The 20,269-nt window shown below is 68.1% G+C and carries 18 protein-coding genes; 11 read left to right on the forward strand and 7 right to left on the reverse strand.

The genetic code is table 11. The features are described 5' to 3' along the window. Positions 1 to 5: 5 nt before the first annotated feature. Complete coding sequence (locus tag AC5P9P_RS14735) at positions 6 to 1,022, reverse strand: TIGR00266 family protein (protein WP_005407480.1); 1,017 nt, start codon at positions 1,020 to 1,022, stop codon at positions 6 to 8. A 158-nt stretch (positions 1,023 to 1,180) separates the two neighbouring features. Here AC5P9P_RS14735 and AC5P9P_RS14740 point away from each other — a divergent pair, with 158 nt between their 5' ends. After that, entirely contained in the window at positions 1,181 to 3,451 is a 2,271-nt protein-coding gene (locus tag AC5P9P_RS14740) for a TonB-dependent receptor (protein ID WP_049402969.1), read from the forward strand. A 112-nt stretch (positions 3,452 to 3,563) separates the two neighbouring features. On the opposite strand, the gene AC5P9P_RS14745 is transcribed toward AC5P9P_RS14740, so the two are convergent. Further along, positions 3,564 to 4,403: an acid phosphatase gene (locus tag AC5P9P_RS14745; RefSeq protein ID WP_033833533.1), complete on the reverse strand. Its 840-nt coding sequence runs from the start codon at positions 4,401 to 4,403 to the stop codon at positions 3,564 to 3,566. A 262-nt stretch (positions 4,404 to 4,665) separates the two neighbouring features. Here AC5P9P_RS14745 and AC5P9P_RS14750 point away from each other — a divergent pair, with 262 nt between their 5' ends. Both AC5P9P_RS14750 and AC5P9P_RS14755 read left to right on the forward strand, forming a co-directional pair. Further along, the gene (locus AC5P9P_RS14750) at positions 4,666 to 5,544 is read left to right on the forward strand and encodes a lipase family protein (RefSeq protein WP_033833534.1); all 879 of its coding nucleotides are present in this window, start codon (positions 4,666 to 4,668) and stop codon (positions 5,542 to 5,544) included. 11 nt (positions 5,545 to 5,555) lie between these two features. Continuing rightward, on the forward strand, positions 5,556 to 6,758 hold the full coding sequence (locus AC5P9P_RS14755; RefSeq protein ID WP_033833535.1) for a DUF4785 domain-containing protein: 1,203 nt from the start codon (positions 5,556 to 5,558) through the stop codon (positions 6,756 to 6,758). 232 nt (positions 6,759 to 6,990) lie between these two features. Here the strand turns inward: AC5P9P_RS14755 and AC5P9P_RS14760 are convergent, their stop codons facing one another. Next, positions 6,991 to 7,812 carry an ABC transporter ATP-binding protein gene (locus AC5P9P_RS14760; protein ID WP_033833536.1) on the reverse strand — a complete coding sequence of 274 codons (822 nt, stop codon included), beginning with the start codon at positions 7,810 to 7,812 and terminating at the stop codon, positions 6,991 to 6,993. Positions 7,813 to 7,963: 151 nt separating this feature from the next. Here AC5P9P_RS14760 and AC5P9P_RS14765 point away from each other — a divergent pair, with 151 nt between their 5' ends. The 4 genes from AC5P9P_RS14765 (at position 7,964) to AC5P9P_RS14780 (ending at position 12,038) form a co-directional block, all read left to right on the forward strand. After that, positions 7,964 to 9,166, forward strand: coding sequence for a DesA family fatty acid desaturase (locus AC5P9P_RS14765; protein WP_495232894.1), 1,203 nt, complete (start codon positions 7,964 to 7,966; stop codon positions 9,164 to 9,166). Next, on the forward strand, positions 9,163 to 9,495 hold the full coding sequence (locus tag AC5P9P_RS14770; protein ID WP_033833538.1) for an EF-hand domain-containing protein: 333 nt from the start codon (positions 9,163 to 9,165) through the stop codon (positions 9,493 to 9,495). The genes AC5P9P_RS14765 and AC5P9P_RS14770 overlap by 4 nt, the downstream gene beginning before the upstream one ends. 19 nt (positions 9,496 to 9,514) lie before the next feature. Continuing rightward, complete coding sequence (gene mutM, locus AC5P9P_RS14775; RefSeq protein WP_005407488.1) at positions 9,515 to 10,327, forward strand: bifunctional DNA-formamidopyrimidine glycosylase/DNA-(apurinic or apyrimidinic site) lyase; 813 nt, start codon at positions 9,515 to 9,517, stop codon at positions 10,325 to 10,327. A 106-nt stretch (positions 10,328 to 10,433) separates the two neighbouring features. Beyond that, positions 10,434 to 12,038, forward strand: coding sequence for an OpgD/OpgG family glucan biosynthesis protein (locus tag AC5P9P_RS14780; protein ID WP_012478684.1), 1,605 nt, complete (start codon positions 10,434 to 10,436; stop codon positions 12,036 to 12,038). A gap of 522 nt (positions 12,039 to 12,560) precedes the next feature. Here the strand turns inward: AC5P9P_RS14780 and AC5P9P_RS14785 are convergent. From AC5P9P_RS14785 to AC5P9P_RS14795, 3 genes are read right to left on the reverse strand one after another with little or no spacing between them, the layout of a single operon-like run. Beyond that, a complete protein-coding gene (locus AC5P9P_RS14785) occupies positions 12,561 to 13,181 on the reverse strand; it encodes a thymidine kinase (RefSeq protein ID WP_033833540.1) in 621 nt (206 codons plus the stop codon). A 9-nt stretch (positions 13,182 to 13,190) separates the two neighbouring features. Further along, positions 13,191 to 13,922, reverse strand: a complete 732-nt coding sequence (locus tag AC5P9P_RS14790) for an SEL1-like repeat protein (RefSeq protein WP_111188660.1) — start codon at positions 13,920 to 13,922, stop codon at positions 13,191 to 13,193. A 40-nt stretch (positions 13,923 to 13,962) separates the two neighbouring features. After that, on the reverse strand, positions 13,963 to 14,691 hold the full coding sequence (locus AC5P9P_RS14795; protein WP_033833542.1) for an SEL1-like repeat protein: 729 nt from the start codon (positions 14,689 to 14,691) through the stop codon (positions 13,963 to 13,965). A gap of 99 nt (positions 14,692 to 14,790) precedes the next feature. On the opposite strand from AC5P9P_RS14795, the gene AC5P9P_RS14800 reads away from it, so the two are divergent. Together AC5P9P_RS14800 and AC5P9P_RS14805 are read left to right on the forward strand one after the other, a co-directional pair. Continuing rightward, on the forward strand, positions 14,791 to 16,767 hold the full coding sequence (locus tag AC5P9P_RS14800; RefSeq protein ID WP_049402880.1) for a UvrD-helicase domain-containing protein: 1,977 nt from the start codon (positions 14,791 to 14,793) through the stop codon (positions 16,765 to 16,767). Positions 16,768 to 17,105: 338 nt separating this feature from the next. Next, on the forward strand, positions 17,106 to 17,630 hold the full coding sequence (locus AC5P9P_RS14805; RefSeq protein ID WP_495232895.1) for a GNAT family N-acetyltransferase: 525 nt from the start codon (positions 17,106 to 17,108) through the stop codon (positions 17,628 to 17,630). Positions 17,631 to 17,707: 77 nt separating this feature from the next. Here the strand turns inward: AC5P9P_RS14805 and AC5P9P_RS14810 are convergent, their stop codons facing one another. Next, positions 17,708 to 18,367 carry a YceH family protein gene (locus AC5P9P_RS14810; protein ID WP_288469182.1) on the reverse strand — a complete coding sequence of 220 codons (660 nt, stop codon included), beginning with the start codon at positions 18,365 to 18,367 and terminating at the stop codon, positions 17,708 to 17,710. A gap of 101 nt (positions 18,368 to 18,468) precedes the next feature. Here AC5P9P_RS14810 and AC5P9P_RS14815 point away from each other — a divergent pair, with 101 nt between their 5' ends. Beyond that, on the forward strand, positions 18,469 to 19,392 hold the full coding sequence (locus tag AC5P9P_RS14815; protein ID WP_049432499.1) for a 5'-nucleotidase, lipoprotein e(P4) family: 924 nt from the start codon (positions 18,469 to 18,471) through the stop codon (positions 19,390 to 19,392). Then, positions 19,389 to 20,114 carry an orotidine-5'-phosphate decarboxylase gene (gene pyrF / locus AC5P9P_RS14820; RefSeq protein ID WP_033834576.1) on the forward strand — a complete coding sequence of 242 codons (726 nt, stop codon included), beginning with the start codon at positions 19,389 to 19,391 and terminating at the stop codon, positions 20,112 to 20,114. The genes AC5P9P_RS14815 and pyrF overlap by 4 nt, the downstream gene beginning before the upstream one ends. The last annotated feature ends 155 nt before the right edge of the window (positions 20,115 to 20,269 follow it).

The raw sequence follows: 20,269 nt of genomic DNA on the forward strand, positions 1-20,269 counted from the left end.
GGCGGTCAGAAGCGGTTGTCGCCGTCCAGCATCCGGCCCAGGCCGCCCAGTACCGAACCCTCGCCGCGGTTCTGGCCACCGCCCTGCGGCGCGGCCATCCACATGCGGCCGGCCAGGCGCGAGAACGGCAGCGACTGCAGCCAGACCTTGCCTGGGCCGGTCAGCGTGGCCAGGAACACGCCCTCGCCGCCGAACAGCATGCTCTTGATGCCCGCAACACGGCGCACGTCCATGTCCACGGTCGGGTGGTAGGCCACCACGCAGCCGGTATCCACGTCCAGGCGCTCGCCGGCAGCCAGCTCGCGTTCCACCACGCAGCCGCCGGCGTGGATGAACACCCAGCCGTCGCCTTCCAGCTTCTGCATGATGAAACCCTCACCACCGAACAGGCCGGTCATGATCTTGCGCTGGAACTGCACGCCGATCTGCACGCCGCGCGCACCGGCCAGGAAGCTGTCCTTCTGGCAGATCAGGCGGCCGCCGTGTTGGTCCAGTTTCATTGCCAGCACCGTGCCCGGGTAGGGCGCGGCGAAGGCGACCTTGCCCTTGCCGTGCCCGCTCTGCGTGTAGACGGTGGCGAACAGGCTCTCGCCGGTCAGCACGCGCTTGCCGGCGGCCATCACCTTGCCCATGAAGCCGCCGCCCTGGTCGCCGTTGGCGGCGCCGAACACCGTGTCCATCTGTACCGTGGCGTCCTTGAACATCAATGCACCGGCCTCGGCGATGGCGCTCTCGCCGGGGTCGAGCTCGATCTCCACGAACTGCATTTCATGGCCGACGATGCGGAACTCGATGTCGTCGGCGCGGCCGCTGGCGCCGACGGGGACCGGCGGTGGGGTGTTGGGCATGCCCGGGGCCACCGCCTGCAGCTCGGCCACCTCGGCGATCGGTGTCCACCCGCTCATGCCCTGGCACCAGGCCAGCGCGCGCGGATTGGCCTGCGCGTAGCGGCGCGCGGCCTCGTCATCAAGCGGGCCGATGCGCTCGGCCTGGGCGGAGGCATGGAAGTACCACTGGGTCATGGCGGCGGGTCCGTCGCGTTGGAAACCCCGAGTCTAGCGAGCGCCCGGGGGCTCCGGCGACGGGGCCATGAACGGCGGGCATTTGCGGCGTAGGTGCTGTATTGCAACAATTATCTGGTAGCGCCGTTTTACCACCCCTCCAAACACAGCCTACCGCCATGTCCCCGACCCGTACTTCCCGTGGCCGCCTTCCGGTCGCGCGCCCCCTCGTTGCCGCTCTTTCCGCCCTGCTGCCGCTGGTAGCAGCCGCTCAGGAAACCCCCGCCGCCAAGGATCCGGTTGCCCTCGATGCCCTGCAGGTGACCGCGCAGCGCCGCGTCGAGAACGCCAAGGACGTACCGGTCGCACTGAGCGCGATCCAGGGCGAGAAGCTGGATGTGCTCGGCTCGGCCGGCGATGACATCCGCTTCCTGGCCGCGCGCGTGCCCAGCCTCAACATCGAGTCGTCCTACGGCCGTGCCTTCCCGCGCTTCTACATCCGCGGCCTGGGCAACACCGATTTCGACCTCAATGCTTCGCAGCCGGTGTCGCTGGTGTATGACGACGTGGTGCAGGAAAGCCCGCTGCTGAAGGGCTTCCCGCTGTTCGACCTGGCCAACGTGGAAGTGCTGCGTGGCCCGCAGGGCACGCTGTTCGGCCGCAACACCCCGGCCGGCGTGGTCAAGTTCGATTCGGCGCGACCGTCGCAGGATGCCGACGGCTACGTGCGCGTGGGCTACGGCAGCTACAACAGCTGGAACGTGCAGGGCGCCTACGGCGGCCCGCTGACCGACCGCTGGTCGGCACGTGTCTCGGCGATCTACCAGCGCCGCGATGACTGGGTCGACAACACCCGCGCCGGTGCCCCCAACAGTGGCTTCGAAGGCTATGACGAAGCCGCCGGCCGCGTGCAGTTCCTGTACGAAGGCGACGACTTCGAAGCGCTGTTCAACCTGCACAAGCGCAAGCTCAACGGCACCGCGCGCCTGTTCCGCGCCAACATCATCCAGAAGGGCGGCAATTCGCTGGTCGAGAACTTCGACCGCGACAAGGTGGCCAACGACGGCGTCAACTTCTCCGACCTGGAAACCTGGGGCGGCAGCGCGCGCCTGCAGTGGAACCTCGGCTCGGTGACCCTGCACTCGATCACCGGCTACGAGACCGCCGAATCGCTCAACCGCGGTGACATCGACGGCGGCTACGGTGCGGCCTTCCTCGGTGCCGGCAACTACGGTCCGGGCCTGATTCCGTTCTCGTCGGAGTCGGCCGACGGCCTGCCGCACCACCGGCAGTGGACGCAGGAAGTGCGCATCGAGTCCAACGAATGGGGCCGCTTCGACTGGCAGGCCGGCGTCTTCTACTTCGATGAAGACGTGACCATCAACAACTTCAACTACGACTCGCTGACCCCGGGCAACCCGCAGACCGGCCACGTGGTGCAGAACCAGCGCAACAAGGCGTGGGCGGTGTTCGCTTCGGGCGACTTCGATGTCACCGATCGCTTCAAGCTGCGCGCCGGCGTGCGCTACACCCAGGACAAGAAGGACTTCAGCGCCAGCGTGCTGCAGGCCGTTCCGTTCGGCACCCCGGTCAGCGGCCCGTACCTGGCCAACACCGACGTCAACGACGTCAGCTGGGATGTCAGCGGCGTCTACAAGCTGACCGACGACATCAACGCCTACGCCCGCGTGGCCAAGGGCTTCCGCGCACCGTCGATCCAGGGCCGCCTGGCCTTCGCGCCGGGCCTGTCGCAGGCCGACTCGGAGAAGGTCATCTCGTATGAAGCCGGCATCAAGGCCGACCTGTTCGAGCGCCGCGCGCGCGTGGGCCTGAGCGTGTTCCGCTACAACGTCGATGGTCAGCAGCTGATCGCGGTGGGTGGCAGCAACAACACCGCCACCCTGCTCAACGCCGACAAGACCATCGGCCAGGGCGTGGAACTGGACCTGGAAGCCTACCTGGCCGACAACGTCCTGCTGACCTTTGGCAGCAGCTACAACGACACCGAGATCAAGGACAAGGATCTGGCGGTGGCGATCTGCGGCGGTGGCTGCACCATCAACGACCCGACCACGGTGATCAACGGCCAGACCTATGCGCTGGTGAACGGCAACCCGCTGCCGCAGGCACCGAAGTGGATCCACAACGCGACCCTGCGCGTGGGCTTCCCGCTCAGCGATGGCAGCGAGCTGTACGCCTACACGGACTGGGCCTACCGCAGCGCGGTGAACTTCTTCATCTACGAGTCGCCGGAATTCCGCGGCCGTAGTTCGCTGGAAGGCGGCCTGCGCCTGGGCTACAACTGGGATTACGGCCAGTACGACGTGGCCGTGTTCGGCCGCAACCTGACCAACCAGACCCGCGTGGTCGGTGCGATCGACTTCAACAACCTGACCGGCTTCCTCAACGAGCCGCGTACCTGGGGCGTGGAGTTCACCGCGAAGTTCTGATGCGGTGGCTGCGTTGATGCAATGAAGAAGGGCCGGCCCAATGCCGGCCCTTCTTCCTTACGCCCATTGGTAGTGCCGGCCGCTGGCCGGCAACGAGTGATCCGGCGCGCGCTTACAGCGCGCTCTGCGGGCGCACCTTCAACACCGCGTTCTCGGTAGTGCAATCGCGGCTGGAGTGCAGGCCGGCCTTGCGTGCGGCGGCGATTTCCTTGCGTGCGGCCAGCAGGTCCTTGTTGAACGCGGCGTTGTCGTGCAGGCGGGCCACCGCGGCGGCGCCCATGAAGCGGCCTTCGAGGATGTCGCTCTGCCAGTGCACGTTGCAGACCAGGCGGCTCTCGCCGTAGTTGCGGCCACGGGCCTGGATGGCATCGGCGCGGTCCGGCGCGATCTCGGACAGGATCAGTGCCCAGGCCCAACCGATCGAGGTGTGGCCGGACGGGTAGGAACCGTTCTTGCGCAGGCCTTCCTCGTCCTTCGGCGAGCAGGTCGGTTCACCGTTGACCATGAACGGGCGCGGGCGCTGGTAGTGGTTCTTGGCCGCCTTGGTCGCCGCACTGGCGTCGATCCGGCTGCGCTCCAGCAGGCGATACAGCGCCGGGGTCTTCACCGCGTCGACGTCGATGTCGGCGGCGCAGGAGAAGTGGTTGGCGCCTTCGGGGAAGCCGAGCTCCGCATCGACGCCGGCCTGGGCGAAGCGCGGGCTGCCACGCAGCGCGCGGGCTTCACGGCTGACCTGCTCGTCCAGGGCGAGCGCGGCCGAACCGGCCACCGGTGGTGCCGGTACCAGGTCGAGGCTGGCCGGAACCGCGCTCTGGTCCAGATAGCCCACCGCCTTGGTGGTGATGTTGGCTTCGACGGCGGTCGGCTTGGTGGCGGTGGCGGCACAACCGGCCAGGGCCGCGACGACGGCAAGGCCGAGCAGCGGGCGGGCAGGGTGGGAAATCAGCGACATGGACAGGCTCCGGGAGAGAAAACAACGCGCCATGATCGCAGCCCCCATACGACACTGCAGTGGCCATCGGTCATACGGCCAGACCCGGCATGGTCATTGTCGCGATATGAAAAGCGTCATCGTTTGACGTCAGTCTCCTGATTCCGGGCGCAGCGCACGGACTTTCACGCCGCTGCACCGCGAGCATCGGCACAACGGCAAGCGCCAGGGCCGTCCAGTTCCAGCCGGGTCGGGGGGATCCGAAGACAGAGGGAGAGAAGCGATGCGCAGCACCGCAACAGGAAGTACCGTCCTGGCCCTGCTCCTCGGGCTTGCAACAGCGCCGGCGCAGGCCGCCGACGTGGTCGGCGTGGCCTTCGTGCATGGCACCGGCGCGCAGACCAACGCCACCCAGGACTACTGGCAGCCGGCGATCATCGACACCGTGCGCCAGGGCCTGCCGAACAGCAGCAACTACGTCGTCATCAACTGTGACTTCACCCAGTACATGTGGAAACCGGAAGCGGCCGGTTGCCTGGCCAACCAGCTGACCGGCTTCATCGACAGCCGTGGCATCACCCAGCTGGTGGTGATCACCCATTCCAACGGCGGCAATGTGGTGCGCTGGATCCTGTCCAACCCGACCTACGACAGCCGCTATCCGAAGATCATCCGCACGGTGCGCAAGGTCACCGCGCTGGCACCTTCCTCGGCGGGTACGCCGTTGGCCGATGCGGTGCTCAACGGCAACACCTTCGAAACCTCGCTGGGCTGGCTGCTGGGCTACAAGAACGACGCGGTGCGCCAGCAGCAGGTGGCGAGCATGGCCACCTACAACGCGCAGAACCTGTATGGCACGGCCGGTCGCCCAGCGCTGCCCAAGCCGTTCCGCGCGGTGGTCGGCAGCGACGTGGAATCGGCGGTGTGGGACAGCAACAGTTACTGCGGCGGCTATGCCGCCAACGTCGGCCTGGAGTTCACCCAGAACTGGCTGTCGTCCTGCTCCGATGGCTTCCTGGAGTGCAGCAGCCAGAAGGCCGCCGGCACCACCTGGTTCACCGACAAGGCGCGTACCCAGGGCGCAGAACCGCTCAGCCACAACCAGAGCCGCCGCGAGTGCTTCGGCCTGGGCACCCTGCTGCGCAACGACCTGACCCAGTGAGGGAGACGACCATGACGATTCAATCCACCCTGCTGGCCGGCGCCGTGCTGGCAGTACTGTCCCTTTCCGCAGCGCAGGCCGCGCAGCCGCTGCAGGCCGCCCGCGCGGGCGATCAGGTGCCTGCGGCACTGGTGGCCGCGCCGTTGCCGGCCGATGACAGCGAACGCGCGCCGCTGTCCTTCGCCTGGGCCTTGGACCCGGCGCAATCGCTGCAGGCGGCTACGCCGTATGCCTCGGTCAGCCGCAGCTACTGGCAGCAGGTCGATGGCGCGCAGCTGCAACGCGGCCTGGAGTTGCCGCTGACGGCGCCCGACGCGGTGATCCAGCTGAGCCCGGCCGAAGGCGCGCGGGCAGTGCCGGCGAATGCGTTGCAAGTGCGCGACCCGGCGGGCCGCAGCAGCGTGGCCCGCAGTGTCGACGCGCGCGCGCTGCAGCAGGCCGGCATGCCGGTGAGGGATGGCAGCAGCATGCTGCGCACCGGCGCGACCAGTGCCGCCGGTGCGTATACGCTGCAGAGCGCACAGGCACAGGGCCGCTACGTGGTGCAGGTGCTGGAGCCGAACAGCCCGCTGCGGCTGGAAGTGCAGGCCAACCAGGCGCAGGTGCTGGCCGGTGGCAACGTGCAGTTGCAGGCACGCCTGCTGGAAGACGGCGCCACCACCGCGCAGCTGGCCTCGCGTCGTGGCGGCCTGGGCGGTGAAGCCCTGCTGGTCGCGCCCGATGGCCGCAGCTGGCCGCAGCGGTTGCTGCGCACCACCGATGGTGCCCTGCGTGCGCAGGTGCGGATTCCGGCTGATGTCGGCAACGTGCAGGGGCTGTGGGAACTGCAGGTGTTCGCCCAGGCCGATGGTGTGCTGCGCGATGGCAAGGTGGCCTTCGCGGTGGCACGGCCGACCGCACGCTTCAGTGGCCAGGCGGCACCGGACCCGGCCAGCCGCCAGGTAGCGCTGCCGCTGCAGGTGGCAGCCGCCGGTCGTTACGAGGCGCGTGGCACGTTGTATGCCACTGGCCGCGATGGCCAGCTGAAGCCGGTGGCGCAGGCGCACGCGGCCGCGTGGTTCGACGGTCCGGGCGCGGGCCAGCTGGTGCTGCCGTTCGACCAGGCCGCGTTGCCGGCTGGGTTCGGTGCGCCGTACGAGCTGCGCGACCTGCAGCTGCAGGATCAGAGCCGGATGGCACCGATCGAGTCACGCGCGCTGGCGTTGAGGTTCTGAGCAAGGCGGTGGCGGGCCGGAACATCCGGCCCGCTGCACCGGCATGGCGACGGAATGGCATCGCGACGGGAATGGCGTGACGGCGGGAATGACATCACGACGGGAATGACATCACGACGGGAATGACATCACGACGGGGTAGAGTCGGTCTCCCAGGCCTGTCGGTTTTCGAGGCCGCAGGTTTCCGAGCCCGCCGGTTTCCAGGCCCCTTGTTTCCCCCGAGGGCTCCGCCTCACCCCGCGTACGCGGTCAGCCGGCCTTCCTGCTCGCACACGGTGATCGCGCCACCGAACACCGCCGACAGCGGCGCGCTGCGCAGCAGTTCGGCGCGGGTGCCATCAGCCAGCACACGGCCGTCGCGCAGCAGCACCACGCGTTCGATCTCGGGAATGATCTCTTCGATGTGGTGGGTCACCAGCACCAGGGTGATGCCCTGCTGGGCGAGCACCCGCATGGTCGCCACCAGCTGTTCGCGGGCGACCAGGTCCAGCCCGGTGGATGGCTCGTCCAGCAGCAGCGCCTGCGGCCGGTTGACCAGCGCGCGGGCGATCAGTACCCGGCGGGTTTCGCCCGCCGACAGCTCGGCATAGGCGCGTTCGCGCAGGGACAGGGCGCCGGTCATCGCCAGGGTCTCGCCGACGCGCGTGCGCATGTCGGCGGTCACTTCGCGGAAGGCCGGCACCACGTAGCTGGCGAAGAAGCCGGACAGCACCGCCTGTTCCACGGTCAGCCCGGGCATGTCGGCCAGGTTGCTGCTGAGGTCGCCGGTGACGATGCCCAGCTGCGAACGCAGCCGGTCCACCTGCCAGCGGTTCTGGCCCAGCACCTTCACCGCCACCGAGCCGTCTCCCTGTGCAAGGGGATACAGTTCGCGGGTGATCAGCTTGATGAAGGTCGACTTGCCGCAACCGTTGGGGCCGAGCAGGGCGGTGTGCTGGCCCTGCGCAATGCGCAGGCTGAGCCCGTGCAGCACCTTCACCTGGCCGCGCACCACGGTGGCGCGGTCCAGTTCGATCAAGGGGGGCAGCTCCGCCAGGGGCGGGGCGGCGGTCATGGTGCTGGCGCGTGGATCAAGGCTCGACAACTCAGGTCCCCAACTGTGAACGGTGCCACGGATGACGGTGGCAATCACCGCCGCAGGGATGCAGTTTGCAACGCAAGCGCCCATCATGTCTGCCACCGCCGCGTCGATCCGGAGAGCCGTCATGCCTGATGCCCTGATGTCCCTGTTGACCGGTGGTGTGCTCGGCCTGGGCTGGTGGGCCATGCTGGCGGTGCTGCTGGTCTTCACCCAGATCACCATCTTCTCGGTGACCCTGTACCTGCACCGGAGCCAGGCCCATCGCGGCGTCGATTTCCACCCGGCGCTGGCCCACGTGTTCCGTTTCTGGCTGTGGCTGACCACCTCGATGATCACCCGCGAGTGGGTGGCCATCCACCGCAAGCACCACGCCAAGGTGGAGACCGAGGACGATCCGCACAGTCCGGTCACCCGCGGCATCGGTACGGTGTTCTGGCACGGCGTGGAGCTGTACCGCGAAGCCCGCGGCCAGCGCGCGGACATCGAGCAGTACGGGCGCGGCACCCCGGATGATGCGATCGAGCGCCGCCTGTATACCCCGCATGCCACGCTGGGGCCGGTGCTGCTGTTCGCGATCAATACCGTGTTGTTTGGCCTGCCTGGCGTGGCCCTGTGGGCGATCCAGATGGCATGGATCCCGTTCTGGGCGGCCGGTGTGGTCAATGGCCTGGGCCACTGGTGGGGCTACCGCAACTATGAGTCCGCCGATACCTCCACCAATCTCACGCCGTGGGGGTTCTGGATCGGTGGCGAGGAGCTGCACAACAATCACCATGCCTTCCCCAGCTCGGCGCGCTTCGCGATGCGGCGCTGGGAATTCGACATCGGCTGGAGTGCGATCCGCCTGCTGCAGGCGCTGCGCCTGGCCAAGGTGCTTCGCGTTGCACCGGCCATGGACGTACGCCCGAACATCGCCGTGCCCGATGCCGAAACCCTGAAGGCGCTGCTCTCGCACCGCTTCCAGGCGATGACCGACTACCAGCGCAACGTGTTCATGCCGGCCCTGCGCGAGGAAGCCGCCCACGCTGGCGCCAAGCTGCGGCGCCTGCTGCCGCGCCGGCTGCGCCGTGGCCTGGTCAACGACGGTCGCTGGCTGAAGCCGGACAGTCGCGCCCAGCTCAGCGCATGGGTGGCACAGCGCCCGCGCATCCACACCCTGGTCGAGTACCGCGCGCGGTTGGCGGCGCTGCTCGAGGCCCGCGGCCACGATGCCGCCGAGCGCCTGCACCAGCTGCAGGCCTGGTGCCGCGAGGCCGAGGAAAGCGGAATCGCGGCGCTGCAGGCCTACGCTGCGCGATTGAAGGGCTACAGCCTGGTGGGCGCGTGAGGGCAGGGTATGGGCTTGTGTTGGCCGCGCTGCTGCCAGGCGCGGCGCTGGCCCAGGTCACCGATACCGCCAGCTACCTGCAGCGGATGGACAGCGATGGCGACGGCAAGGTCAGCGAAGCCGAGTACGTGCAGTGGATGCTGTATGCCTTCGACCGCATGGACCGCAATGGTGATGGCGTGCTGAGCGCTGACGAGCTGCCCGGCGGCGAGGGCAGGGCGATCCGCCGCGAGAAGCAGCGGCAGGTGATCGTGCAGCGCTTCCATAAGCAGGATGCCAACGGCGATGGCTACCTGGATGCGCGAGAGCTGGCGGCGCCGCCACGCTGAGCGGGCGTAGAATCGGTTCATGCCTGAACTGCCCGAAGTCGAAACCACCCGCCGCGGCCTGGCGCCGCACCTGCAGGGGCGCCGCGTGCATGGCGTGATCCTGCGCCGCGCCGACCTGCGCTGGCCGATTCCGCCGGAAGTGGCCGAGCTGCTGCCGGGGCAGCGCATCGAGGACATCCGCCGTCGCGCCAAGTACCTGCTGCTGGACACCGCCATCGGCAGCGCCGTGCTGCACCTGGGCATGTCCGGCAGCCTGCGTGTGCTGCCCGGCGATACCCCGCTGCGCGCGCACGACCATGTGGATATCAGCCTGGACAACGGCCGCCTGTTGCGCTTCAACGACCCGCGCCGCTTCGGCAGCCTGCTGTGGCAGCCGGCCGGCGAAGTCCACCCGCTGCTGCAGGGGCTAGGCCCGGAGCCGCTGGACGATGCCTTCGACGGGGACTACCTGTTCGCCCGCAGCCGTGGCCGCAGCGCGCCGGTGAAGACCTTCCTGATGGACCAGGCGGTGGTGGTGGGCGTGGGCAACATCTACGCCGCCGAGAGCCTGTTCAAGGCCGGCATCAGTCCGCTGCGCGAGGCCGGGAAAATCTCGCGCGAGCGCTACCAGCGGCTGGCCGATGCGGTGAAGGAGATCCTCGGCTACGCCATCACCCGTGGTGGCACCACCCTGCGTGACTTCATCAGCCCCGATGGCGCGCCGGGTTACTTCGAGCAGGAACTGCTGGTGTACGGCCGTGACGGGCTGCCCTGCCCGAACTGTGGCCGCGCGCTGAAGCACGCCACCATCGGCCAGCGCGCCAGCGTCTGGTGCAGCCACTGCCAGCGCTGAGGCGGGCGGCCAGCGGCAGCTGAACGGGCAGGGCACGTCTCCGCTGCCCGTTAACGTTTGTCTGCCTATGATGGCCGACCTTCCCCTCTGTGCCTGACGCGCCTGCATGCAACGACGCGACTTCATCCGCAATGCCTCCCTCGCCCTGGCTGCATTCGGCCTGCCGTCCCTGCCCGCGTGCGCGGCCAGCAGGAGCGGCCAGATGGGCCTGCGCCGCCTCGGCCAACCGCAGCCGTTCGACTTCGCCACCCTGAAGGGCCAGGCGCGCGCGCTGGCACAGGCGCCCTACAAGAGCCACAAGCGGGTGCTGCCGGGCCGCCTGGAAGGGCTGGACTGGGACCAGTACCAGTCGATCGGTTACCGCCAGGACCATGCGCTGTGGGCCGACCAGCCGGGCAAGTTCCAGGCCAAGTTCTTCCACCTGGGCCTGTACTTCCATTCGCCGGTGCGCATGTTCGACGTGGTCGACGGCAAGGCGCAGGAGCTGGCCTATGACGGCGCGGCCTTCAACTACGGCAAGAGCGGCATCAAGGACGGCGAGCTGCCGGCCGATCTCGGTTTCGCCGGTTTCCGCCTGAACACCCGCAAGGACACCGATCGCGATTTCGCCGCCTTCCTCGGCGCCAGCTACTTCCGCGCGGTCGGCAAGGAAGGCCAGTACGGCCAGTCCGCGCGTGGCCTGGCAATCGATACCGGCATGGGCAAGCCGGAGGAATTCCCGGACTTCATCGCCTATTACCTGGAACAACCCTCGGCTGATTCGGACACGATCGTGGTCTACGGCCTGCTGGATTCGCCCAGCGTGGCCGGCGCCTATCGCTTCGCGATCACCAATGGCGACGTGCTGCTGATGGACATCGACAGCGCGCTGTACCCGCGCAAGGCGATCGAGCGGTTGGGCATCGCCCCGTGCACCAGCATGTACCAGGTGGGCGAGAACGATCGCCGCATGGCCTGGGACTGGCGCCCGGAGATCCACGACACCGACGGCCTGTCGCTGTGGACCGGCGCCGGCGAATGGATCTGGCGGCCGCTGCTGAACCCGCGCAACCTGCGCTTCAACATGTTCGTGGACCGCAACCCGCGCGGCTTCGGCCTGCTGCAGCGCGACCGCAACTTCGACCATTACCAGGACGACGGCGTGTTCTACGAGAAGCGCCCGTGCCTGTGGGTGGAGCCGAAGGGCGAATGGGGCGAGGGCTCGGTGCAGCTGGTGGAGATCCCCACCGTGGACGAGACCTTCGACAACATCGTGGCGTTCTGGAACCCGAAGGAAAAACCGCAGCCGGGCCAGGAACTGCTGGTTGGCTACCGCCTGTACTGGGGTGCCGAACCACCGGCACGGCCGCCGCTGGCGCACTGCGTGGCCAGCCGCACCGGCCTGGGTGGCGTGGTCGGCAAGAAGCGCGAGTACTTCAGCTGGCGCTTCGCGGTGGACTTCGAAGGCGGCGAGCTGGCCAGGCTGATCGACAAGGGCGAGGTCGAGGCGGTGGTGGAAGCCAGCCGCGGCCGGGTCGAGATCGTGTCGGCGCGTCCGCTGCGCGAGATCAACGGCTACCGCGCGATGTTCGACCTGGTGCCGCCGGAGGGCAGTACCGAGCAGATCGACATCCGCCTGTTCCTGCGCAGTGGCGGCAAGACCCTGACCGAGACCTGGCTGTACCAGTACACCCCGCCGCCGGCCGGTGCGCCGGAGCGCACGCTGTACTGAGTGGTTTGGGATTGCAGGGCTTGCAGCCCTGCACCTGCAGAGGCCAGAGCCGAAGCAACGGCAGAAGCTGGTTTCCTGTGGGGAGGCGGGGTGGGTCCGGTGGCGGGAGACGCCGTAAACCCGTCCATGGGGGCTTGGCCGCGGCATCCATGCCGCGGACACTCCCGCCACCGGACCCACCCCGCCTTCGACAGACCTCCGCGATCTGTCGGAGCACGGGGTCGGATCCCGTTGCTGCGCAACGGGCTCTGACCCCAGATGAATTTCGATATCTGACAGATGTGCCGACCAACGGTCGGCACCCACCAACAGCCGCGTGAAACTGTCAGAGGTGGGGCGGTGTCGGAGTGCGGGGTGTCAGCCGCATGGATGCGGCTGCCAAGCTTACAGGGACGTACTTGCAGCGTCCCCGCAGTCCGACACCGCCCCGCCATCCCACGCAATGCCAGCTGTTGCTGTTGCTGTTGCCGGCCAGCGGCCGGCACTACCGCGGGTGCAGGGCGCAGCCCTGCCGAACACCCTTTACAACGGCAGCGGGGCCTGCGCCGGATCGATCCGCCCTTCACCGCGGGTGATCTTCTTGAACTCGGCACGGCTGACCGACACGTAGCGGTCGTTGCCACCGATCTCCACCTGCGGGCCGTCCTGCACCGCGTGCCCATGTTCGTCCACGCGTACCGTCATCGTTGCCTTCTTGCCGCTGTGGCAGATGGTCTTGATCTCCTGCATCTCGTCGGCCCAGGCCAGCAGGTACTGGCTGCCCTCGAACAGCTCGCCGCGGAAATCGGTGCGCAGGCCGTAGCACAGCACCGGAATGCGCAGCTGGTCGACCACCTCGCTGAGCTGCCAGACCTGGGCGCGCGTGAGGAACTGCGCTTCATCCACCAGCACGCAGCCCATCGGGCCGTTGGCGGCCAGGTCCTGTTCGACCCAGTGCTGCAGGTCGGTGTCACGGTCGAAGGCCATGCCGTCCGCACGCAGGCCGATACGCGAGGCCACCACGCCGGCGCCGGCACGATCATCCAGGCGCGGGGTCAGGATCGCCACCCGCATGCCGCGTTCGCGGTAGTTGTGCGCGCTCTGCAGCAGGGTCGTGGTCTTGCCGGCGTTCATCGCCGAATAGTAGAAATAGAGCTTGGCCATCGGCCAATTCTAGTCGTCCACCGCCTCGTCGTCGCGGACCGTGTCCGGCCGTCCTATCTCGACGCTGGGGGTCCGCGCGGGGCGCCAGTAGTTGTCCTGCAGGCACCAGTAGTCGGCGGCGCGCCAGTAGTCGTTGTCGTAGACGATGCTGCCCGGCGTCACGATGCCCTGCTCGTTGCCGCGGCGCTGGACGACGATCAGGCCGGAGCTCACGTACCCGAGGCGGCTGCCGGTGATCTGCTGGCGGCCGTCCCTGAGGGCGCGCTCCATGCGAGGCTTGGCTGCGCGGTCGCCGTAGTCGGCATAGACCTGCTGGCCGCGCTCGATCGCCCGTGCCTGCTGCAGTGCGTCCAGGCGTGCCCAGTAGTGCTCCCGCAGCACCAGGAAGTCGTGATACATGCGCTCGGCGGCCAGGTCCATCCAGATGTAGGCCATCACCGGATCGGCCCGGGTACCGACGCCCTCCTGGTACAGCCGCGCCACCATGGCCTGGGAGAACTTGTCGGCGTAGCGCGCCGAACGCTTGTAGTAGTCCAGCGCCCTGGCGGGCTGTCTGTCCCGTTCGGCCCGCTGGGCCATGCTGCGCCAGAACAGGTCCGGATGGGCATCGAAGAAGCCTCCGGTCAGGACGGTAGGCGGGATCTGCCGCGGGGCCTCCACCGGGCATTCCCTGGCGGTCACGGCAGCGGCCATCGACAGGCCCAGCAGCAGGCAGAAGCGTGGAGCGTGCTTCGCTTTCATACTTGATCGCCCTCCTGGCAATGACCATGAAATGCGAACGTCAGCGCCCCGCGCCTTCCACGGGGCTGAGTGGGCCGACCTCGACGCTGCGGCCGCCGAACTCCTGTTCCCAGATGCGGTCCTGCATGCACCAGTACGCTGCAGGGTCCCAGTACGCATCCCGATAATAGTCATCGCCGCGGGTCGGCCAGCCGGCTTCCGGGCCGTCGGACAGTTCCACCTGCAGCATCGAGCTGACCCAGCCGGTGCGGCTGCCGGTCATGCCGCTGCGGTCCACGCGCATGGCAGCCTCCATGCGCGGCTTGGCCGTGGCATCGCCGTAGGCCGCATACAGCGCCGGCCCTTCGGCGAGCACCCGTTGCCGTTGCGCGGCATCCAGGCGGTTCCAGTAGCGCTCGCGCTCCAGCAGCAGGTCGCGGTAGCCGCGTTCGGCGGCCAGGTCCATCCAGATGTAGGCCAGCACCGGATCAGGGGCGGTACCCGTGCCTTCCTGGTACATGCGCGCGACCAGCGACTGCGACAGCTTGTCGGCGTGCGCGGCCGCCCGCTTGAAACGCACCAGCGCATGATCGGGCCGGCCCTGGCGCCACGACTGCAGGCCCAGCTCGCGCCAGTGCAGGTCAGGATGAGCCTGCAGGAAGCCCGGGGTCATCAGCGCCGACCGCAACGATGCGCGAGCATCGGGCGCGCAGTCCGCACTGCGGGCAGCCAACGGCGCCAGCAGCAACAGCAGGGTGCCCAGCAGGGCGGCAGGGGCGGTCGGGCGCATGCACCTGGCTCCAGTGCTCCGGTGGCGAATCAATAGCTTAGGAACGGTGTGCATGCAAGTCAGGTCCGCCCGCTGCGGCCCCGCTACAATCCCATTCCCATGCACGGTCTCAATCCCCCCCAAGCCGCCGCGGTCCTGCACATCGAAGGTCCGTTGCTGGTGCTCGCCGGCGCGGGCAGCGGCAAGACGCGCGTGATCGTGGAAAAGATCGCCCACCTGATCGGCAGCGGTCGCTACCCGGCACGCCGCATCGCAGCGATCACCTTCACCAACAAGTCGGCCAAGGAAATGCGCGAGCGTGTGGCCAAGCGCCTGCGCGAGCAGGACGCGGACGAGGTGACCATCTGCACCTTCCATGCGCTGGGCCTGAAGTTCCTGCAGATCGAACACGCGGCCGTGGGCCTGAAGCGTGGCTTCTCGATCTTCGATGCCGATGATGCCGCTGCGCAGATCAAGGACCTGATGTACGGGGCCAAGCCCGACGACATCGAGGACATGAAGAACCTGGTGTCGCGCGCCAAGAACGCCGGCCTGTCGCCCGAGCAGGCGATGGCCGCCGCGCGCAGCAACCGCGAGAAGGAAGCGGCCAGCGTCTACGAGCGCTACCAGCTGCGCCTGACGGCGTTCAATGCGGTGGACTTCGATGACCTGATCCGTTTGCCGGTGCAGATCCTGGAGGAAAATCCGGAGATCGCGCTGGCGTGGCGCGAACGCATCGGCTACCTGCTGGTGGACGAATGCCAGGATACCAACGACGCGCAGTACCGGCTGCTCAAGCAGCTGGCCGGCGACAAGGGCAACTTCACCTGCGTGGGTGACGATGACCAGTCGATCTACGCCTGGCGCGGTGCCAACCCGGAAAACCTGCAGCAGATGGGGCGCGACTATCCCACGCTGGAGATCATCAAGCTGGAGCAGAACTACCGCTGCTCCAACCGCGTGCTGCGCGCCGCCAATGCGCTGATCGCCAACAACCCGCACGAGCACCTGAAGAAGCTGTGGAGCGACCAGGCCGACGGCGAGCGCATCCGCGTGTGGGAGTGCCGCAACAGCGAGCACGAGGCGGAAAAGGTCGCGGCCGAGATCGCCTTCGTGGCGCAGTCGCGCAACGTGCCATGGAGTGATTTCTGCATCCTGTTCCGCGGCAACTTCCAGTCGCGCCCGCTGGAAAAGGCGATGCAGCTGCTGCGCATTCCCTACCACCTGACCGGCGGCACCATGTTCCTGGAGCGCCAGGAAGTGAAGGACACGCTGGCCTGGCTGCGGTTGCTGGTGAACCCGGACGACGACACCGCGTTCATGCGTGCGGTGCAGTCGCCCAAGCGCGACGTCGGTGCCGGCACGCTGGCCAGGCTGGCCGAGCTGGCGCAGGAAAAGGACATGCCGATGGCACAGGCTGCCGAGGCGATCGGCGCCCTGCAGCAGCTACCGCCGCGCGCCGCCAACAGCCTGGCCCGCTTCACCGACATCCTGCGCGACCTGCGCGCGCAGATGCGTCAGGTCACCTCGGGCGACATGATCCGCAAGGTCGCCAAGGAATCGGGCCTGCTCAGCGAACTGCGCCAGCAGGCCAAGGAAGAGGCCAGCTACCAGCGCCGCGCCAACAACATCGAGGAACTGGCGCAGTGGTTCGAGGGCGGCCCGCGCGGCGCCACTGCCGCTGACCTGGCCGGCCAGCTGGCGCTGCTGTCACGCAGCGACAAGGACGAGGGTGGCAACCAGGTGCGCATGATGACCATGCACGCCTCCAAGGGCCTGGAATTCCCGTACGTGTTCATCGTTGGCTGCGAGGATGGCGTGCTGCCCCACCAGGTCAGCCTGGACGAGGGCAACCTGCAGGAAGAGCGGCGGCTGCTGTACGTGGGCATCACCCGCGCCAAGATCCAGCTGTGGATGAGTTACAGCAAGCTGACGCGCAAGTTCGGTGAGCATGTGCGGCTGAAGCCGAGCCGGTTCTTCGATGAGATCCCGGCCGAGGAGATCCAGCGTGATGGCGCTGATCCGGTGGCCGATGCGGCGCGCAAGAAGGAACGGGCGAGTGCGGGGTTGGCGGCGATCGAGGCGTTGTTCGACTGATCGGCGAACGGCGCAGCCCCTCGTGGTTGGCGCCGTTCGCAATGCATTCGTGGGGGCCGGGCGGGTGGGCCGGTCGGGACACGCCGTAAACCCATCCATGGGGGCTCGGCCGCAGCTTGCTCGTGTGCGCTGTCCTGCGCACACGGCAAGACCGGGGTTGGGCGTCCTGCCCAACCCGCCCGAGGCATGCCTCGGGCCCGTGCCGCGGACGGTCCCGCCCAGCCCACCCGCCCGGCCTCTGACAGTTTCCGTGCGCGCCAGCCACGGAAAAGAAAAAGAAAATCAAAAGCAGCAGCCGGGCTTGAGGCAGAATCGGGGTTTCGGCTGGAGGTCCACCTGTGCAACCGATCGAGAGTGAACGCCTGCGCCTGCGTGCGATCGAGCCTGATCGCGATGCGGCGCCGATGCTGGCGCTGTTGAATGATCCGGGCTTCGTGCGCTTCATTGGCGACCGCAATGTGCGCAGTGAGGAGCAGGCGCGGAACTACATCGCGCTGCGTGTGCTGCACAGCTATGCGTTGAATGGCTTTGGCATGTATGCCATCGAGCGGTTGTCCGATGGTGCCTGGCTGGGCAATGCCGGACTGGTACGGCGTGATGGGCTGCCGGGTCCGGACATCGGCTATGCGGTGCTGTCGGAATTCGCCGGGCAGGGCTATGCCGGTGAGGCGGCGCGGGCGGTGTTCGCGCATGCGCGCGCTGGGCTGGGCCTGCACGATCTGTATGGCATCACCGATCTGGACAACGTGGTGTCCGGGAAGATCCTGCTGGGGTTGGGCATGCAGGAGCGCGGGGTGATCCAGCTGCCGGGCGTGGACAGCCCGAGCAGGTTGTATGCCACGCCGGGTGCGGCGCAGGTCTGACCCCTGATGTTGGTAGGTGCCGACCGTTGGTCGGCACGATTCAGATGCAGTGCCGACCACGGTCGGCACCCACCCCCTCAGCCGCGCAGTTCGGCCAGCTGCGCCTGCAGCTCGGCCACGGCCGCTTCCAGCTGGGCCACGCGCTCGGCCAGGCCCGGGTCGGCTGCATCGCTGCTGCCGCCGCCGCCGCCGCTGCTGGCGTACCTGGCCGCCAGCGCTGCACCGTCCACTTCACCGCACAGCAGGTGCATGTAGCGGTCTTCGCGCTGGCCGCTGGCACGCGGCAGCACCACCAGCAGCGCGCGCTGCTGCAGGCGCTCGATGGCGTGGCGGGCTTCATCGGCGTCGGCGAAGCGGTGCAGGCGCTCGCTGCGCGTGATCAGTTCGCCCAGCGTCTGCGGCCCACGCAGCAGCAGCAGCGCCAGCAGCACGGTCTGCTGCCGGGTCAGGTCCAGTGCGGCCTGCAGGCGGTGCTCGTAGCGGTCCGCGCGCGAGGAGAAGTGCTGGCGGGCCAGGCCCAACGCCTCCAGCTGGCGCAGCGCGTGCTGCACCCTTCCGGCATCGATGTTCATCACCGGCTCGCGGGCAGTCTTCTGGTTGGCAGCCGACTGGGCGGCATTGACCGTCAGTGGATAGGTGTCCGGCGTGGTCGCCTCCTTTTCCACCAGGCAGCCCAGCAGGCGGGCCTGCACGGCGTCGAGCAGGGGGACGTCGGGGGTCTGGACGGAATCGGTCATGGCGGCCTCCGGAAGGGCAACGGGTCAACCGCCAAGCATAGCCGTCCCGGGGCCGCCTTTGCCGGTAAAATGCGCCGGTATATCTGATTGCCGGTGAATCCATGCGTCGTCCCGTTTCCCTGTCCCTGACCCTGCTCGCCACTGCGGCGCTGGGCCTGTCCGCCTGCAAGCGCGTGGATGCGCCTGCTGCCGAAGCCGTTGCCCCGGAGGCCCCGGCCGCCGCTGCCAAGGCTGATGGCGCGCTTGATGCAACCGCCAACGACAATCTCAACGCCGTGCTGTGGATGCAGCGCGCGCAGGAGTACAAGGCAATCACCGAGCAGACCTACCGTGCCGCCGCCGACCACCTGGACGCCGCGCTGAAGGAAGCGCACTGGGATGCGCTGGTGCCGGAGGAACGCGGCAACGAGGCCAAGGGCCTGAAGCCGGCCGTGGTGCTGGACGTGGATGAGACCGTGCTGGACAACTCGCCCTACCAGGCGCGCCTGGTGCGCGACGGCAAGGAATACGACGAGCTGAGCTGGGACCAGTGGGTGGCCGAAAAGAAGGCCAAGGCCATTCCGGGCGTGGTCGATTTCGCCAAGGCCGCCAACGCCAAGGGCGTAACCCTGCTGTACATCTCCAACCGCGCCGTGCACCTGAAGGACGCGACCCTGGCCAACCTGCGCGAGCAGGGCCTGCCGGTGGCCGATGACAGCGTGTTCCTGGGCCTGGGCACCGTGGTCGAAGGCTGCGAGCAGGCCGGCAGCGAGAAGAACTGCCGCCGCCGCCTGGCCGGGCAGAAGTACCGCGTGCTGATGCAGTTCGGCGACCAGCTGGGCGACTTCGTGGAAGTGACCGCCAACACCAACGAAGGCCGTGACGCCCTGCTGCAGCAGTACCACGACTGGTTCGGCGAGCGCTGGTGGATGCTGCCGAACCCGACCTACGGCGGTTTCGAGCCGGCGCAGTTCAACAATGACTACAGCCAGTCGCGCCAGGCCCGCCACGACGCCAAGCGCGCTGCCCTGGACTACGCGCCGTGAGCCGCGCGCCGCTGCCGCTGCGCGATGACGAGCGCCTGATCTTCGCGCTGGACGTGCCTGACCGCGCGCAGGCGCTGGAGTGGGTCGACCGCCTCGGCGACAGCGTGGCGTTCTACAAGATCGGCATGGAACTGCTGGCGTCGGGCGAGTACTTCCAGGTGCTGGACGAGCTGGCCCGCCGCGACAAGCGCGTGTTCGTCGACCTGAAGTTCTTCGATATCCCGGCCACTGCCGCGGCGGTGATCAGGCGCCTGTCGCAGTGGCCGGTCAGCTACGCCACCATCCACGGCTGGCACCCGGCGATGATGGAAGCCTGCGCCGCCGCCAACAGCAGCGACATGCGCCTGCTGGCGGTGACCGTGCTGACCTCGATGGGCCGCCCGGACCTGGCGCAGATGGGCATCGACCGTGAACCGGTGGACGTAGTGGTCGAACGCGCGCTGGCCGCGCAGGCGGCCGGTATCGATGGCGTGATCGCCTCGGGCCAGGAAGCCGGCCCGATCCGCGCCGCTACCGGCGCCGGATTCTCGATCGTCTGCCCGGGCATCCGCCCCGGTGGCCCGGTCGGCGATGACCAGAAGCGTACCGTTGGCGTGGCCCAGGCCTTTGCCGATGGCGCCGATGCCATCGTGGTTGGCCGTCCGATCCGCCTGGCCACCGATCCGCAGGCCGCGGCGCGGGCCATCCAGCAGGAAATCGCGTCGGCGCTGGCTGCGCGCTGAGATTCCGTTGCGCAGGCTGCAGGCCCGAACGCCATCCCGACCCGCGCGGGATGGCGTTTCTGCATCCGTCCAGCAAGCGGTTGTGCCCGAATCGCCGCAAAACCTGCCGTAGATTTCATTGCTTTTACGCCCATCATCAGGTGGATCAATAAAAT

The organism is Stenotrophomonas sp. YJH_SMC_14-1, assembly GCF_059372275.1.

What these genes read in the sequence shown, in the direction of transcription:
- mutM (WP_005407488.1), top strand. Translation starts at nt 9,515, where the DNA reads ATGCCTGAACTGCCCGAAGTCGAAACCACCCGCCGCGGCCTGGCGCCG.
- AC5P9P_RS14785 (WP_033833540.1), bottom strand. Translation starts at nt 13,181, where the DNA reads ATGGCCAAGCTCTATTTCTACTATTCGGCGATGAACGCCGGCAAGACC.
- AC5P9P_RS14735 (WP_005407480.1), bottom strand. Translation starts at nt 1,022, where the DNA reads ATGACCCAGTGGTACTTCCATGCCTCCGCCCAGGCCGAGCGCATCGGC.
- AC5P9P_RS14745 (WP_033833533.1), bottom strand. Translation starts at nt 4,403, where the DNA reads ATGTCGCTGATTTCCCACCCTGCCCGCCCGCTGCTCGGCCTTGCCGTC.
- AC5P9P_RS14765 (WP_495232894.1), top strand. Translation starts at nt 7,964, where the DNA reads ATGCCTGATGCCCTGATGTCCCTGTTGACCGGTGGTGTGCTCGGCCTG.
- AC5P9P_RS14790 (WP_111188660.1), bottom strand. Translation starts at nt 13,922, where the DNA reads ATGAAAGCGAAGCACGCTCCACGCTTCTGCCTGCTGCTGGGCCTGTCG.
- AC5P9P_RS14780 (WP_012478684.1), top strand. Translation starts at nt 10,434, where the DNA reads ATGCAACGACGCGACTTCATCCGCAATGCCTCCCTCGCCCTGGCTGCA.
- AC5P9P_RS14755 (WP_033833535.1), top strand. Translation starts at nt 5,556, where the DNA reads ATGACGATTCAATCCACCCTGCTGGCCGGCGCCGTGCTGGCAGTACTG.
- AC5P9P_RS14760 (WP_033833536.1), bottom strand. Translation starts at nt 7,812, where the DNA reads ATGACCGCCGCCCCGCCCCTGGCGGAGCTGCCCCCCTTGATCGAACTG.
- AC5P9P_RS14740 (WP_049402969.1), top strand. Translation starts at nt 1,181, where the DNA reads ATGTCCCCGACCCGTACTTCCCGTGGCCGCCTTCCGGTCGCGCGCCCC.
- AC5P9P_RS14750 (WP_033833534.1), top strand. Translation starts at nt 4,666, where the DNA reads ATGCGCAGCACCGCAACAGGAAGTACCGTCCTGGCCCTGCTCCTCGGG.
- AC5P9P_RS14800 (WP_049402880.1), top strand. Translation starts at nt 14,791, where the DNA reads ATGCACGGTCTCAATCCCCCCCAAGCCGCCGCGGTCCTGCACATCGAA.
- AC5P9P_RS14810 (WP_288469182.1), bottom strand. Translation starts at nt 18,367, where the DNA reads ATGACCGATTCCGTCCAGACCCCCGACGTCCCCCTGCTCGACGCCGTG.
- AC5P9P_RS14815 (WP_049432499.1), top strand. Translation starts at nt 18,469, where the DNA reads ATGCGTCGTCCCGTTTCCCTGTCCCTGACCCTGCTCGCCACTGCGGCG.
- AC5P9P_RS14795 (WP_033833542.1), bottom strand. Translation starts at nt 14,691, where the DNA reads ATGCGCCCGACCGCCCCTGCCGCCCTGCTGGGCACCCTGCTGTTGCTG.